14 protein-coding genes are annotated in these 15,481 nt (G+C 60.7%); 7 read left to right on the top strand and 7 right to left on the bottom strand.

All coding sequences use genetic code 11. The features are described from left to right. Positions 1–6: 6 nt before the first annotated feature. From BM174_RS03110 to gspL, 4 genes are read right to left on the bottom strand one after another with little or no spacing between them, the layout of a single operon-like run. On the bottom strand, positions 7–1,224 hold the full coding sequence (locus BM174_RS03110) for a type II secretion system F family protein (RefSeq protein ID WP_093922377.1): 1,218 nt from the start codon (positions 1,222–1,224) through the stop codon (positions 7–9). Beyond that, the gene (locus tag BM174_RS03105) at positions 1,224–2,723 is read right to left on the bottom strand and encodes a GspE/PulE family protein (RefSeq protein WP_093922376.1); all 1,500 of its coding nucleotides are present in this window, start codon (positions 2,721–2,723) and stop codon (positions 1,224–1,226) included. Before BM174_RS03105 ends, BM174_RS03110 begins: the two co-directional genes overlap by 1 nt. Then, positions 2,720–3,175: a type II secretion system protein GspM gene (gspM, locus tag BM174_RS03100; RefSeq protein WP_093922375.1), complete on the bottom strand. Its 456-nt coding sequence runs from the start codon at positions 3,173–3,175 to the stop codon at positions 2,720–2,722. The genes BM174_RS03105 and gspM overlap by 4 nt, the downstream gene beginning before the upstream one ends. Then, positions 3,172–4,335, bottom strand: a complete 1,164-nt coding sequence (gene gspL / locus BM174_RS03095) for a type II secretion system protein GspL (protein ID WP_093922374.1) — start codon at positions 4,333–4,335, stop codon at positions 3,172–3,174. Before gspL ends, gspM begins: the two co-directional genes overlap by 4 nt. A 74-nt stretch (positions 4,336–4,409) precedes the next feature. On the opposite strand from gspL, the gene gspG reads away from it, so the two are divergent. The 7 genes from gspG to BM174_RS03060 all read left to right on the top strand — a co-directional run bounded on the left by gspG (position 4,410) and on the right by BM174_RS03060 (position 10,399). Further along, a complete protein-coding gene (gene gspG, locus BM174_RS03090) occupies positions 4,410–4,901 on the top strand; it encodes a type II secretion system major pseudopilin GspG (RefSeq protein ID WP_093922373.1) in 492 nt (163 codons plus the stop codon). After that, positions 4,898–5,395: a prepilin-type N-terminal cleavage/methylation domain-containing protein gene (locus BM174_RS03085; RefSeq protein ID WP_093922372.1), complete on the top strand. Its 498-nt coding sequence runs from the start codon at positions 4,898–4,900 to the stop codon at positions 5,393–5,395. The genes gspG and BM174_RS03085 overlap by 4 nt, the downstream gene beginning before the upstream one ends. Beyond that, positions 5,392–5,760: a type II secretion system minor pseudopilin GspI gene (gspI, locus tag BM174_RS03080; RefSeq protein ID WP_093922371.1), complete on the top strand. Its 369-nt coding sequence runs from the start codon at positions 5,392–5,394 to the stop codon at positions 5,758–5,760. Before BM174_RS03085 ends, gspI begins: the two co-directional genes overlap by 4 nt. Continuing rightward, a complete protein-coding gene (locus BM174_RS03075) occupies positions 5,757–6,623 on the top strand; it encodes a type II secretion system protein N (RefSeq protein WP_093922370.1) in 867 nt (288 codons plus the stop codon). The genes gspI and BM174_RS03075 overlap by 4 nt, the downstream gene beginning before the upstream one ends. Beyond that, a complete protein-coding gene (gene gspD / locus BM174_RS03070) occupies positions 6,620–8,569 on the top strand; it encodes a type II secretion system secretin GspD (RefSeq protein WP_093922369.1) in 1,950 nt (649 codons plus the stop codon). Before BM174_RS03075 ends, gspD begins: the two co-directional genes overlap by 4 nt. A 257-nt stretch (positions 8,570–8,826) precedes the next feature. Further along, positions 8,827–9,372 carry a YaeQ family protein gene (locus tag BM174_RS03065; RefSeq protein ID WP_093922368.1) on the top strand — a complete coding sequence of 182 codons (546 nt, stop codon included), beginning with the start codon at positions 8,827–8,829 and terminating at the stop codon, positions 9,370–9,372. A 133-nt stretch (positions 9,373–9,505) separates the two neighbouring features. Further along, positions 9,506–10,399: a DMT family transporter gene (locus BM174_RS03060; protein WP_093922367.1), complete on the top strand. Its 894-nt coding sequence runs from the start codon at positions 9,506–9,508 to the stop codon at positions 10,397–10,399. 23 nt (positions 10,400–10,422) lie between these two features. Here the strand turns inward: BM174_RS03060 and BM174_RS03055 are convergent, their stop codons facing one another. The 3 genes from BM174_RS03055 to BM174_RS03045 are packed head-to-tail and all read right to left on the bottom strand — an operon-like array spanning position 10,423 to position 15,400. Continuing rightward, the gene (locus tag BM174_RS03055; protein WP_093922366.1) at positions 10,423–13,572 is read right to left on the bottom strand and encodes an efflux RND transporter permease subunit; all 3,150 of its coding nucleotides are present in this window, start codon (positions 13,570–13,572) and stop codon (positions 10,423–10,425) included. Continuing rightward, positions 13,569–15,005, bottom strand: a complete 1,437-nt coding sequence (locus tag BM174_RS03050; RefSeq protein WP_093922365.1) for an efflux RND transporter periplasmic adaptor subunit — start codon at positions 15,003–15,005, stop codon at positions 13,569–13,571. The genes BM174_RS03055 and BM174_RS03050 overlap by 4 nt, the downstream gene beginning before the upstream one ends. Then, positions 15,002–15,400, bottom strand: a complete 399-nt coding sequence (locus BM174_RS03045; RefSeq protein WP_093922364.1) for a FixH family protein — start codon at positions 15,398–15,400, stop codon at positions 15,002–15,004. Before BM174_RS03045 ends, BM174_RS03050 begins: the two co-directional genes overlap by 4 nt. Between the last annotated feature and the right edge of the window lie 81 nt (positions 15,401–15,481).

Genomic DNA, 15,481 nt, shown 5'->3' with positions numbered 1-15,481 from the left:
TTCGCCTCAATTCACCAGATTGTTCAGATTCACGATTGGTAGCAGGATCGACAGCACCAGAAGCATCACAATGCCCCCCATCAACAGCAGCACCGCCGGTTCGACCAAAGCGACCAAGGCCGCCACTAGTGCATTAAGATCGCGCGCCTGATCATCTGCCGCGCGGGTCAGTGTTGTGCCGAGCACACCGCCCGCCTCGCCACTGGCGACCATGGCAATCAGCATCGGTGGGAACACCCCCGCATCATCCAGCGCGCGCGACAGTGCCGTACCTTCGCGCACCCGCGCTGCAGCTTGAATGACCTTGGCGCGGATATGCAGGTTCGGCACGGTCTGCGCGGCGGCGGCCAGCGCGTCAACCAGCGGCACGCGGCTCACAGTCAATGTTGCCAAAGTGCCCGCAAACTGCACCGCATTGGTTTTCAGCGAAAACCCCCGGGTTATCCGGAACTGCGCCAGAAACCGGTGCCAACGCAGCCGGATCGCAGGCCGCCGCAACAGCGCGGCAATGCCGGTAATGGCCCCTGCAATCCCCCCTAGAACCACCAAGCCCCATTGATTGATAAAGGCACTCAGCGCAATCAGGGTGCGCGTCAGCAAAGGCAACTCCGCCCCGCGCGAGGTGAATACCCGCACGATATCGGGCACCACGAAGGTCAGCAGCGCCACGATCACCGCCAGCGACACCAGTGCGAGGATGGCAGGGTAGAGCAAAGCGAGTTGCACAGTCTGGCGGTTCTTGGCACGGGTTTCAACAAAGCCCGACAGATGGTCCATCACTTGACCCAACTGGCCCGAGGCCTCTCCGGCGGCGACGGAGGCGCGGTAGAAATCGCCAAAGGTCTGGGGATAATCGCCCAAGGCTTGCGCGAAACTGCGCCCGTCCAGAACCGCTCCGCGCAAATTAAGCAAAAGCGACGAGACAACGGGGGTGCTGCTCTGGTCGGCAACTGTTTTCAACGCCTGCTCCACCCCGATCCCCGAACCAACAAGCGTGGCCAACTGGCGCGTAACCAACGTCAACTGACGGCCCGAGATGCGGGATCGTGAAAACAGCGGTTTGCGTGCGTCAGCGCCCTTCTTGAGCACAGTCGGTTCGACCGAGACAGGCGCCAGTTTGCGGCTGCGCAGGGCACTGCGCGCGGCCGACGCACTGGCGGCCTCTATGATGCCCTTGGCATTTTTGCCATTCGGATCAACGGCCTGATAGGCAAACGCCGGCATCAGAAGACATCCTGTGGCACAACCGAATCCTCATGCACCGCGCGGGCAACCTCTTGGGCAGTGGTCAATCCGGCGCGCATTTTCTCGATACCGTCGAGCAGGATGCCAGGCCCGCGGGCGCGGGCAGCGGCGATCAAAGCCGCCTCCGATCCGCCTTCGTGCATCATCCGCTCCAACCCGGTGTCGATCTCGATCACCTCGTAGAGCGGCAGACGCCCGCGATAGCCGCTGTCGTGGCAGGCCTCACAGCCCGCACTTTTACGCACTGTCTCGCCAGCTGCGATTTTACCCGCCAGCAGGTCACTTTCTGCTGGAGTAACAAGGTGGTCGCCCAGACATTCGGGGCAATTTCGCCGCACCAACCGCTGCGCGATCAACCCGCGCAGCATCGGGGCCAGCAAGAACCGCTCCACCCCCATTTCGACCAGTCGCGCCACCGCGCCGATAGCCGTGTTGGTGTGCAGGGTGGAGATCACAAGGTGACCGGTCATCGCCGATTCAACAGCGATCTGCGCCGTCTCGCGGTCGCGGATTTCGCCGACCATGATCACATCGGGGTCTTGGCGCAAAATGGCGCGCAATCCACGGGCAAAGCTCAGATCGGTCTTGGCATTGACCTGCATCTGGCCGACACCGTCCATCGTGTATTCGATGGGGTCTTCGACCGTCATGATATTGCGCTGTCGGTCGTTGAGCATATCAAGGCCGGCATAAAGCGTGGTGGTTTTACCCGAACCTGTAGGTCCAGTAACCAAGACCATGCCATCGGGGCGTGACAGGATGCGTTTGAGCGCGCCATTATCCCGCTCGGACAGCCCCAAATGGTCAATGCCGCGCAGGGTCTGGCCACGGTCCAGCAATCGCAGCACCACACGTTCGCCGAACTGCGAGGGGATGGTGGAAATCCGCACATCCAGATCATAGCCGCCCACACGCAGTGATACGCGCCCGTCCTGCGGCAGACGTTTTTCAGCGATGTCGAGCTTGCCCATCACCTTGATCCGGCTGGTCAGCAGCGGCGCCAATGCGCGCTTGGGGCTCAGCACTTCGCGCAGTACCCCGTCAACGCGGAATCGGACCAGAAGGCGGCGCTCCTCGGTCTCGATATGCACGTCCGAGGCGCCTTCCTTGACGGCCTCCAGCAGCAGTGCATTGATCAGCCGCACTACCGGGGCATCGTCGTTCTGCGCCAGCAAATCGTCAACAGAGGCGGCGGTATCGGCCAGCGAAGCCAGATCATCATCGGCATCCGCCGCCACCTGCGCTGCTTCGGTCGCAGAATCGCGGTAAAGCGTGCCAAGGATCGCCTCGAACTCGGCTGCGGTGATTTCTTCGTAAGGCAGGGGGCCGCCGTGGATACGCTGCGCTTCAATCAGTGCCTCAAAAGGCGCATCGGCGCGAAACTGGCAAAAAGTGCTGCCCGACCGGTGCGACAGCACAACGCCATTGGTTTGCGCAAAGCCGTAAGCAAGCCGTGCGGCGGGGGGCATGTCATTCATGGCAAGACCTCAAGCAGCAATCGGGCCGAGACGACGCCCGGTTCGGGGCGACGGTCGATTTCAAGCGCACGAACAGTCACTGCGTCAGTTTGCTCAAGATCGGCGAGCCAGGTCAGCACTGTGGCAAAAGGTGTGTCGTCCAGCGTTACACGGCTGCCTTGCCCGTCAGGTTCGATCCGCCGCAAGGAAAGACCCGCGGCTTCCGCCGAGCGGGTGATGCGGGTTGCAATCGGCGTGTCGTTGATCGCGCGGGGCGCAGGGGCCTCGCCGCGTTGCGCCAATGCGGCGGTGTCGGTGACCAGGCGGTAAGCTGCGATTTCGGCCCGCGCTTCGCTTCTTGCGGCCTGCACAGGCTGCCAGACAAAGCGGTAGCCCGCAAACAATGCGACTAGAGGCAAAACTGCGAGGATGAGGATTTTTTCCCGCGTGCTCAGGGCGTTAAAGGCCTTCATTGACTGGCCCCGCGACTGATCCGCATCTCGACCTCTGCGGCACCGCCGTTGGCGTTGGCGGCACCACTGCGCACGCTAAAGCCTTGTTGTTCCAGAATTTGTTGCAACTGTTGCAGGTCATCCAAACCGCGCCCCTCGACCAGCACTACGAGGCTGCTCTCCTGCGCACCCCATGCAAGCCTGCGAAAGCTGACAGGGGTCGGCAACCCTGCCATCGCTGCAGTGACATCGCTGAGCAGTGGCAGGAAGGTGCCTTGCTGTTGGACCGCCGCGACAGGCGCAAGGCGCGCGAGGATCGCGTTAATATCGCTGCTTTCCAAGGTGATGCCGGGCAAAGGGGCGGCAATCGCGGCTTGTGCCTGGGCGCGCTCTTGCTGGGCGAGGCGGCGTAGCGCCGACAGATCAAACATCGCCAGTGCGACATGCACGATCAACGCGGCCACCAGCGCTGAACCGACAAACAAGGCAATGCCGCGCCGGTTGGCACTGTCTTGGCGCAGGCGGGCAAAGCTGAATGCCATATCGAGCGGATCAGGCGGCGGCGGGGCGGCAGAGAGGTCCTGCGCGGGCAGACTATCTGGCAAGGCTGCGGCCAGCGAGGTCAGCGTTGGCTTGCCCGCCCGCGCCCAGAGGATGGGCAGAATCTCGACCGGCGTGGCAAAACCTGTCCCGTCCGAGGACCGGACCACTACTCGGTCACCATCGCGCCAAGCCGCCCAGGCGGGGTTCTGCGCTGAGGCCACGGGGCGGGGGATCAAGAGGAAATCGGGCAGGGCGGGACGGGGCTGCGTCTCGAATGCTGCAAAGACAGTGCGGGCAAGCACCAGCGCCAGTGTTTCGCCTGCGCCTGATGTGGCCAAGGGGCCGTGGACGACTTGAACGGTGTCAATCGGCGCGGCAATCCGGTCTTCCACCGCATAGGTGAGCAAGGCGGCCCGCTGGCGCGATCCGGCTTTGGGCAGCGTCACGATATGGGCAGCGATCACCTCGGCGGGGACCAAGACTGGCGGACCGCCGCGCAGCATTGCCCCATATTGCGCAGCCCTGCGGGTCAGTGAAAGTGAAGGATAGGCAGGCAAGGCAGATTGCGCAGTGTCAGCAGGCATGCCGACTGGCAGCCCAAAGGCTGCGTCTGGCGCGCTAATGCTTTGATTAGTCACGAATTATTGCCTTTTCTCGATCCCGCTGTTGCGATACTATGCTACAGCCACGTCTACACAAGGGAAACAGTTTCATGGGTCTTAAGAAAATGCCACGCCATCGCGCCTTTGACAGTAAGGCGAGGCGCACGCACGGGCCTGATGCTGGTGTGACCTTGATCGAGATGATGGTGGTTTTGGTAATTATCGCCTTGGTCGCCGCGATCATTGTGCCCAATGTTATTGGCCGTCCGGATGAGGCGCGGATGACTGTGGCCCAGTCCGATATCCGTGCCATCGGTTCGGCGTTGGAGCTTTACCGTCTCGACAATCAGAACTATCCGACCACCGCGCAAGGGCTTGAGGCATTGGCCGTGCGCCCGACAGCCCCGCCCGAGCCGCGCAATTGGGTGGCGGATGGCTATCTAACGGCGGTCCCGATTGACCCTTGGGGCAACGATTACCTCTACCGCTCACCGGGCGATACGGGCGGGTTTGATCTGATGTCACTCGGCGGCGATGGCGCGCCGGGCGGTGAAGGTACGGCGGCCGATATCGTGCACGGCCAGACACAGGCCAACAAATGAGGCATCCGGCCCTGCCGAGACAGACACGCGGCGGCGGTGCTGCTGACGCAGGCGTGACGCTGATCGAGGTCTTGGTGGTGCTGGTATTGGTGGGCGTGATGGCGGGCACGGTCGCGCTCAGCGTCGGGAATGGCGGGCGCGGAGATGTGGCGGGGCAGCAGGCTGATCTGCTGGTCGCAAGGCTTAACAGGGCGGCGGATGAGGTGATCCTGACCGGCTCGGCAATGCGCTTTGACTGGACCGCCCAGTCCTACGGATTTTCTGTGTATCAGGGCGACAGTTGGGAGCCGCATTCGGTGGCGCTGTTGGCCGAACCTCATATTTTGCCAGACCGGCTGCGCCTTGGTGAAACCGCCGGATCAGCGACGCTATCCGCCGATATGCGGCTGGACGACGGGAAAGTTCTGGCGCTGGAATTGTTGTGGAGCGGCAGTCGCGCCGAGCAGATTACCTTTGACGGCATCAATGCGGAACGTGTGGGGCAGGGATCATGACGGCAGATCACGGTAAAGACAGAGGCTTCACGCTGATCGAAGCGCTTGTCGCGATGGCGGTTTTGGCGCTGGGGGCGGTATCGCTCCTCTCTGCCGCCGAAAGCCATACCAAGCGGATCACAGAACTGACCGGACGCGTCGCCGCGCGCTGGGTGGCGGAGGAGGCCCTGACGCAATTGCGGTTGGGGCTAGAGCCCGAGGGGCGCGGTGTTGTGATGTATGGAATTACCTTCGACGTCGATTATGACCGCGCTGAAACCACCGACAGTGATGTGCAACGGTTGAGCCTGCGGGTCGCACGCGCCGGGACCGATCAGACGCTCTATGTGCTGGATGGCTATGTCGATAGCGGAGCGGCGTCATGAAGCTTAGTCGCGTGACGTTGCTCCAGACAGGGATTGCACTGCTCGCCGTGGGCAGTGTCGCCGCAGCCGCCGCGCCGCTGAGCTGGCATCTGCGCGGGCATGACCGTGTGATGCCTCCCGTCGCGCAGCTTAGAACACCTGTGGCCGAAACATCCGGCGGCGTCGATATCGGTCCGGCGCTCGCACTTGCCCCGTTCGGCAGCGCCAGTGCACCGCCACAGGCGCAAGTCGCGGCGCCGCCTGTTGATCTGGTGTTGCTCGGCGTTATTGTGCGCGATGATCCGGCACGGTCGCTGGCTCTGATCAGCGTGGCGGGCACCGAGGCCAACTTCCGCCTGGGTGATGCGCTCACCCCCGAAGTCTTGTTGACCGATGTCGCAAAAGACCATGTCACGATCGAAATAGACGGCGTTTCCAGCATCTTATCTTTTGCGGGCAGGGAAATTGACCCCGAGGCCGAAGCGGCTCCTACGGGTCTGGAACGGTTGCAGGCGTTGGCAACCTCGGGCAGTGGCATGACGGCCAGCGAACGGGTGGATGCAGCGCAGCGCGCCCAGCCGACGACAACACAGGATTTCATCAACATGTGGCGCGACCGCATCAGCGCCAATCCCGCACAGGTTCTGGATACAATAGGTTTGGTGCCCACCGATAATGGCTATAGGATCGCGGAAAAGCATGACGTCGGTGTTAATCGTGCAGGGTTGAGGGCAGGTGATCTAGTGAAATCTGTAAACGGGCAAGTCGTGGGCAATGTCGATAAGGACCGCGATCTCTATGATGTCGTGGCCGAATCCGGTCTTGCGCGCATCGAAGTCGAAAGGGACGGGCAGACCATCGTGATGTCGTTCCCCCTGCAATGAAGCATCCTTCCTCATATTTCTGCGCGGCCGTACTGGCTGCAGCGCTGGCGCTGCCATTGCCGGCGCAAGCGCAAGATACCTTTGTTATCAATCTGCGCGACGCCGATATTTCGGTGCTGGTCGAGCAGATTTCTGAAATTACGGGTCGCACGCTGGTGCTTGATCCGGGCTTGATCGGTGATGTGACCGTGGTTTCGGCGCAAGCGCTGGACAAGGAAGGCGTCTGGTCGCTGTTTCAGTCCATTCTTCGGGTGCGCGGCTTTACGGCTGTGCAAGCTGGCACGATCTGGCAGGTGGTGCCCGAGGCCGAAGCCCGCACCGTGAGCGGCCCGACGATGGCGGAGACCCCGTTTGTTGGCGGTCAGGATGTGGTCACCGAGATGTTGCGGCTAAACCGTCTGCCCGCCGCCGAAGCGGTGCGGGTCTTGCGGCCTCTGGTGGCTGAATCAGGTTATATCGAAGCGGTTGAGGATCCTAACGGGATCATCATTACCGACACTCTGGACAATGTGGCGCGGATCACCGCGATCGCGCGTAGTTTTGACGGCGACGCCGAAGTGCGCGCCGAGGTTTTGCGCTTTCGCAGCGCCGATGCTGCGACTGTCGGCAGTGCCATCATAGAGGTTTTAGGCCCGGCGGGCACCGGCGCTCGGCTTTCGATTGACCCCAATTCAAACCTTTTGCTGGTGCGCGGCACGCCAACGGATATCGCCGAAATCCGCAGCCTTGCCATCGCCATGGACGTGGCTCCTCGCAAAGATCCACGCGCGGCTGTCGCCACCACCGTCTTTAACCTGCAATACGGCGACGCGGCTGTGATCGCCGAAATCATTCGCGGCACTGTGGGCGATGCCACCAATATCACGAATGTCGTCGCTGAAGATGTGGGCGCCGCAGGAACCGCCGAAGAAGTTGCGGGCGGCAAGTTTGTTCCGCTGTCACGGGTCATCACACCTGACGCTGTGGCGGTCACCCCCTCGGTCGAGACCAATTCGATCATCGTGCGCGGTACCGCCGCACAGGTGCAGGAAATCGGCCAGCTGATTCACGCGCTGGACGTGCGCCGCCCTCAGGTCATGATCGAGGCGGCGATTGTCGAAGTTTCGGGCGATGTGGCGGAGCGTTTGGGCGTGCAGCTTGGCCTTGGCCCCAATATTCCTAACGGCGGCATCGCCGCGACTGCTTTTGCAAATGGCGGCGGCAGCTCGTTAGGGGCGGTTCTCTCGGCGGTTGGCGTGCCTGCAGGCTCGGTTCTGTCAACAGGGTTCACGCTGGGCGCAGGGGCCAATGATTTCGGTATTTTAGTACAAGCCTTGTCGCAATCCACTCATGCGCGGCTGCTGTCGACCCCGTCGGTGACAACGCTTGATAACGAGCCTGCGACCATTGTCGTAGGCCAGAACGTGCCGTTCCGGACCGGCAGCTTCGCCACTGATGGCAATACACTAACCCCGTTCACCACGATCGAGCGCAAGGATGTCGGCATCACCATGAACGTAAAGCCGCGTATCACCGGCGGCAATGTCGTGCAGCTGACAATCGAACAGGAAATCTCCAGCCTCGTGGATGCAAACGTTGAGGGGGCCGCAGATCTGGTCACCAACCGGCGCGTGATCAACACCACCGTCATGGCCGACAATCGCGGCACAGTGGTGTTGGGCGGTCTGATCACCGATGATCGCAGCGGCGGCACCAGCAAGGTTCCCGGCCTTGGTGATCTGCCGGTGGTGGGGGAGTTGTTCAAATCCCGCAATGCCCGCAACACCCAGCGCACGCTTTTCGTGTTCATGCGCCCGACGATCCTGCGCAGTCGCGAAGATGTTCAGGCCGCCTCATCGTCACGCTATAACAAGCTTCAGGCGGCAGACGCGCGCCAACCGCCGAAATCCTTGCTGAAAGAGCGTGAAGTGCGCCAGCTGCCTTTGGAAATTCAGGGGCTTTACTAAGCCTGTGTTTCCAAAGGTCATGCGCTGGTTTGACCGAAGGGCGATGGTTTAAGGTCGGGCGCGTATCCCGAGTTGCGGCATACCCGCATCCTTAAATTCAGTGGTTTTTGGGGTGGGAGACGCCAAGGCTGCTTGCCAATGCATGCGATCCCGCTCGGCTTACGGGGCCGGATTTATGCGGGAGCATCCCTTTATCAGCTTTCACATAGGCAGCAGACGCACTAGGCATCCCTATCTTTCTCATTCTAGGACAAACCATGGCGCAGAAAGCCACTATTTATAAAGTTGAACTTTCCGTTTCCGACATGGATCGTCACTACTATGAGACCCACAAGCTGACCGTCGCGAAACATCCGTCGGAGACGGATGAGCGGTTGATGGTGCGCCTTCTTGCTTTTGCGCTAAATGCGCATGAGCAATTGGAACTGACCAAAGGACTTTCCACCGATGACGAGCCGGATATCTGGCAGAAAAGCCTGAGTGACGAGCTGGAGCTCTGGGTGGCGCTAGGTCTGCCGAGCGAAAAGGTTGTGCGCCAATCCTGCGGTAAAGCCGACAAGGTTATTGTCTATTCCTACGGTGGCAGGACGGCCGAGATGTGGTGGGAAAAGATCAAAAACAGCACCGCGCGTTTTGACAATTTGAAGGTTATCAACCTCTTGGAGGACGATACCCGCGATTTGCAGAAGCTGGCAAGCCGCTCGATGAAGTTGCAAGTGAACATCCAGGACGGCGAGGTTATGGTCAGCGTTGATGATAGCATCGTCTACATTACACCGGTCAAATGGAAGGACGCTTCCTAGGTGATTGCGTCCCGCAGGCAAAGCATCTGCGGAAAAGAGAATGCGGCGAAGGCCGGCTTGCCTCTATCCAAGGTTGAACCTAAAGCTGTGGCGCGGGAAACCTCCCGCAATCAGATATCGAGCGTTGCCTGAGATGCCCCTTACTCCGCCTTCCAACCTTTCGGGCTTTGCGGCTGCCTGGAGCATCGTGTTCGTCTGGTCGTTCTGGCTGATTGTAAGCCGCATCGCACAAGACAGCGGGCTGACGATCTATGATCTGGCGGCGTTCCGCTATGGTCTGGCAGCTTTGGTGGCGGTGCCGCTTTGCCTCTATTACAAACCGTGGCGCGGGCTGCGCCTGTTCCAAATCGCCGTAATTTCGTTCATTCTTGGTCCGGTCTATATCCTGACGGTGTTTTCCGGTTTCGTCTATGCGCCCGCTGCTCATGGCGGGATATTCATGAACGGCCTGTTGCCGCTGATCAGCATTATTTTCGGCGTCTTTCTGATGCGTACGCTGCCAAGCTCGCGGCAGATGGTGGGTGCGGCGCTGGTGCTCTTCTCGGCTGTGGTACTGGCCTATGATGCGAGTGTGACCAGCGCCGAGGGGGCGTGGATCGGCGATATATTTTTCACAATCGGGGCGCTGTTTTTCTCCTCCTATGTGATTTTGTCAGAGCGTTGGCAGCTCGGCGCAATGCAGATCATTTTCTGCGGGACCGTTGTGAACGCGGTACTTTATCTTCCGATCTGGGCGCTTTGGCTGCCTTCGGGCATCGCGGATGCGCCAACAGGCGCGCTGATGCTGCAGATGATATACCAAGGCTTCGTGCCGAACCTGATCGGCCTGCTTTTCATCGCCCATGCCTCACGGACGATCGGCAACGGCAATACTTCCTTCATTCTGGCGGCAGTACCGGGTGGCGGCGCGATCTTGGGCGCGCTGCTGCTGGGCGAAAGCCTTAGCATTCTCAGCATTTCAGCACTGGTCTTGCTGACCATCGGCCTGATGATCAGCGTGCGCAGACGCAAAATACTCACCGCCTGATCTGACGAGGGCGACAACGTCCTTTATTCAGCAGGCTGCCCGCCGACAAAGGATTGGGGCTGTTCCGCACTTTCCAGACCCCAACCCTTGATGACCCCGTAAACCGCAGGGATCACGATCAGCGTCAGCAAGGTGGACGACACCATCCCGCCAATCATCGGCACGGCGATGCGCTGCATGATTTCGGATCCCGTGCCATGCGCCCAGAGGATCGGCATCAGCCCGGCCATGATCGCCACGACAGTCATCATCTTGGGACGCACACGGTCAACGGCGCCGACCATGATCGCGGCATAAAGTTCCTCTCGCGTGAGGGGGCGGCCTGCGGCGCGGTCTTTGGCTTCGGTCAGCGCGTGGTCGAGATAGATCAGCATGATCACGCCCGTTTCTGCCGCGACGCCCGCAAGCGCGATGAACCCTACGGCGACTGCGACGGACATGTTGAACCCCATGAACCACATCAGCCAGATCCCCCCGACAAGGGCGAATGGCAGTGACAGCATAACGATCAAGGTCTCGGTCAGGCGGCGGAAGTTCAAAAAAAGCAACAGAAATATCAACGCCAAGGTTAACGGCACCACGACGGCAAGCCGCTTTTTGGCGCGTTCCAGATACTCGAACTGGCCGCTCCATCCCAGCGAATAGCCTTGCGGCAGGGTGACGGACGCCGCTACGGCTGCCTGCGCTTCGGCCACATAGCCGCCCAGATCGCGTCCCGCGATATCAACGAAGATATAGACGGCCAATTGCCCGTTCTCGGTACGGATCGACGTGGCTCCGCGGGTGCGTTCAATCGTGGCCACGTCGCCTAGTGGGATGGTGCCGCCACCGGGCAAGGCGACCTGCACCTCGCGCCCGATTGCTTCGGGGTCCGAGCGTAGGGCAGCAGGGTAGCGCACCGCCACGTTGTAGCGTTCGCGCCCTTCTACGGTCTGGGTGATCGCCTTGGCCCCCAGCGCCATGCCGATCACCTCCTGCACATCCTGAACCGATAGGCCGTAACGGCCCAAAGCCGCGCGGTTGGGGGTAATATCGAGGTAATAACCACCAATCACCCGCTCCGCATAGGCGCTGGTGGTACCAGGAATGGTTCGGACCACGGATTCGACCTCGCGGGCGACTTTTTCCATCTCGGTGAGGCTATTGCCATAAACCTTGATCCCCACCGGCGTGCGGATACCGGTCGACAGCATGTCGATGCGGGCCCGGATCGGCATGGTCCAGGCGTTGGAGACACCGGGGAATTGCAGGGCTGCATCCATCTCCTGTCGCAGGCTTTCGGTCGTGACGCCGAGGCGCCATTCCTCTTCAGGGCGGAGTTGGATGATGGTCTCGAACATCTCGGTCGGGGCGGGGTCTGTTGCCGTCAGGGCGCGGCCTGCTTTGCCGAATACCGTCAACACTTCGGGGAAGGATTTGATGATCCGGTCTTGGGTTTGCATCAATTCTGCTGCCTTGGTGACCGACAGGCCGGGCAGGGTGGTGGGCATATACATCAAGGTGCCCTCGTTCAGGGTCGGCATAAATTCCGACCCCAACTGCCGCGCGGGCCAAATGGTGACCACGAGGGCCGCCAGCGCCACGACGATTGTCAGGGTCTTGGCCTTCAGCACCCCTGTGATAACCGGCCTATAGACGGCTATTAAAAATCGGTTCACCGGATTCTTATGCTCGGGAATAATCCGCCCGCGCACAAAGACGACCATCAGCGCAGGCACCAGCGTGACCGACAAAAATGCCGCTGCAGCCATCGAAAAGGTTTTGGTATAGGCTAGCGGGCCGAACATCCGGCCTTCCTGACCTTCTAGAGAGAAGATTGGCAGGAACGACACGGTGATGATCAGCAGGCTGAAGAACAACGCTGGCCCGACTTCGGTCGCCGCCTCGATCAACACCTCGACGCGAGGCTTGTCAGGGGCGGCGCGTTCAAGATGTTTGTGCGCGTTTTCAATCATCACGATAGCCGCGTCAATCATCGCCCCGATGGCGATGGCGATGCCGCCAAGGCTCATGATATTGGCCCCGATCCCCAGCGCTTTCATCGCGGTAAAGGCCATCAGCAAGCCCACCGGTAACATCACAATTGCCACCAGCGCCGAACGGAAATGCAGCAAAAACACGATCGTCACCGCCGCCACCACAAGGCTTTCTTCCAGCAGGGTAGTTTTGAGCGTTTTGATCGCTGACAGGATCAGATTCGAACGGTCATAGACCGGCACAATTTCAGCCCCTTCAGGCAGGCTCTGGGCGATCACGTCTAGTTCGGATTTGGCATTTTCAATAACATCAAGCGCGTTGGCTCCAACCCGTTGCAACACGATGCCGCTGGCAACCTCGCCGTCACCGTTCAACTCGGCAATGCCGCGCCGCTCATCAGGGACAATCTCGACGCGTGCGACATCGCTCAGCAGGATCGGCACGCCAGAAACACTGCGCAACGTGATATTGCCGATGTCTTCGGTCCCAGACAAATAGCCGCGTCCGCGCACCATAAATTCGAACTCCGAAAGCTCTACAGTGCGCCCGCCGGTATCCATGTTGCTGGAGGCGATCGCGTCACCAATGTCGGTCAGCGTGATGCCTTGGGCCCGCATGCGGACCGGATCGACCGTGACCGAATATTGTTTAACGAACCCGCCGACACTGGCGACCTCTGACACGCCCTCGGCGCGGCTGACACCAAATCGCACAACCCAATCTTGCAGGGTGCGCAACTCGGCCAGCGACAGGTTTTCGCCGGTGATCGCATATTGATAGACCCAGCCTACGCCGGTGGCATCAGGCCCAAGCGCAGGGGTAACGCCCGCAGGCAGATTGGCGGCGGCGGCGTTGAGATATTCCAGCACCCGCGAACGAGCCCAGTATGGATCAACACCATCCTCGAAGATGATGTAAACAAAGGAAATGCCAAAGAAAGAAAAGCCCCGCACCACCCTTGATCGCGGCACCGTGAGCATCGCGGAAGTGAGCGGATAAGTCACTTGATCCTCGACCACTTGCGGCGCCTGTCCAGGATAGTTGGTCAGCACAATGACCTGCACATCCGACAGATCGGGAATGGCATCAATCGGCAGGCTGCGCAGCGACCAGATGCCCGCGCCGACGATCATCGCCGTAGCAAAAAACACCAGCATCAGGTTGCGGGCCGACCATGTGATGATCCGGCCGATCATTCTGCGGCCTCTGGTGCGACCAGGGCCGCGAGGGCTGCATTAAGGTTGCTTTCGGCGTCGATCAGGAAGGTCGAGGTGGTAACAATGCTATCGCCGCTCGCGATGCCTTCGCGGATTTCGACCATGCCGTTGCCTTGTCGTCCGATCACCACGTCCTGAGGCGCGAATTTGCCGTCGCCCATGTCGCGGATCACCACCTGACGGTCACCTGTATCGATCACGGCGGTTTGTGGGACCTGCACAACAGGGGCCGCATCGCCGGCTGAAAGCTCGACTTCGGCGAACATATTGACCAGCAAACGCCCGTCTTGATTGGGCAGCTCAATCCGCACGCGCGCGGTTCTGGTTTGCATATCCACAGCGGGGTAGATCTCGTTTATGGCGCCCTGGAAGGTCTCGGCGGGCAGGGCGGAGAAGGTGATTGTCGCGGGCGTGCCGCGGTTCAATCCTGCAAGCGCGGATTCAGGCACCTCGGCCATCACCCAGACCACCGAGGTATCGGCAATGCGAAACAACGGCGCGCCGGCGGATGACATCATACCTTGCACGGCCATCCGCTCCATCACTACGCCAGTGAGCGGCGCGATCAGCGGGGTATTCACCGGCGGGCTTTGATCGGCGCTAATTGCGTCAATCACCGATGACGGCACCCCAAGGTTTGCCAGCCTCTGGCGGCTGCCCTTGGCGCGTCCTGCGCCGCCGCGCAGGTCCGAGACATAAAGCGCTGCAGCGGCTGCAATTTCTGGTGAGTAGAGCATTGCCAACGGTGCGCCAGCAGTGACAGTCGTGCCGATCGTCACATCCTCAACCTGTTCGACAAAGGCATCGGCGCGCAGGGAAATAACGCTGATCTTGCGCTCATCCAGCTCGACAATGCCGGGCGCGCGCACGGGCATTACCATCGGCGCTGACACGGCAAGAGAGGTGCGCACCCCGGTTCGTTGCAGCTTTCCGGGCGAGACAGTGACGGATCCCGCATCGGTAGCCTCATCTGCATAGACCGGTAGATAATCCATATTCATCGAGTCCTGCTTTGGCACTGGCGAGGTGTCTGGAAGACCCATCGGATGGCGATAATAGAGGATTGTGCGCTCGCCTTCGGGCGCGGCTGTCGCGGTTTCGGCTGCGGGATCGAAAGAGACGTCTTGGCTGGCCAGCACCGCAGTAAAGTCGCGACCGTCCTGTGTTCGTGTGGGCTGCGCCGACCATTCGGCAAGCCCGTCAGGATGGCGGTAATAGATCACTGGCCCCGTGGCTGTGACTGCCGGGGCTGGCATGGCCTCAGCGTCCCGGCCAAGGAGGGCGGTGAACACCATCTGCGCTTCGCCGCTTAACCTCGCGGGTGTCCAACCCTTGCCGCCTGCCGACAGGCCGACCCATCCTGCCGTGCCGCCGACGATGCCGATCAGGGCCAATTTGCCAAACACGCTCATTCCTGCACCTCGATAACGATGCGGGTCTGAACCGTCTCGGCCTCGCCCTGAACTTTGGCGGCAACTGAAAGCTGCCAGTTGCCCTCCATCGAAAGATCGGTGGCAAAGCGATATTGGCCCGCCGTTTCAGTAGGCAATGCTGTGATCTGCGAGGCCATCATCGCCATGCCGTCGGGTTCCATATCGACGCGCGTGGCAAAGATGATCGCGCCCTCAACGGGCTGCTGGTTGCGCTGGTCGGTCAGGCGCAGGGTCAGCACGGCTTGGTCGCTGACAGGGTAAGTGGTTTCGATCAGCTCGAAGGCGTAATCGGTAGCTTCTGCCTGAACGGCGCGAACAGACGAAAGGCTGGCGGCAACGAAAGCCACGCAGAAACGCGAGAGGGTATGGGGCATGACAGGCCTGATATTCTAGAGATGTGTTGTGCGCGATCACGACATCGCCCCGGTGGGGAGCGGTCTGCAAACGCGGGGATC

This window comes from Sulfitobacter brevis, from assembly GCF_900112755.1.
GTDB lineage: Bacteria > Pseudomonadota > Alphaproteobacteria > Rhodobacterales > Rhodobacteraceae > Sulfitobacter > Sulfitobacter brevis.
This window is presented reverse-complemented; position numbering and strand designations above follow the sequence as displayed.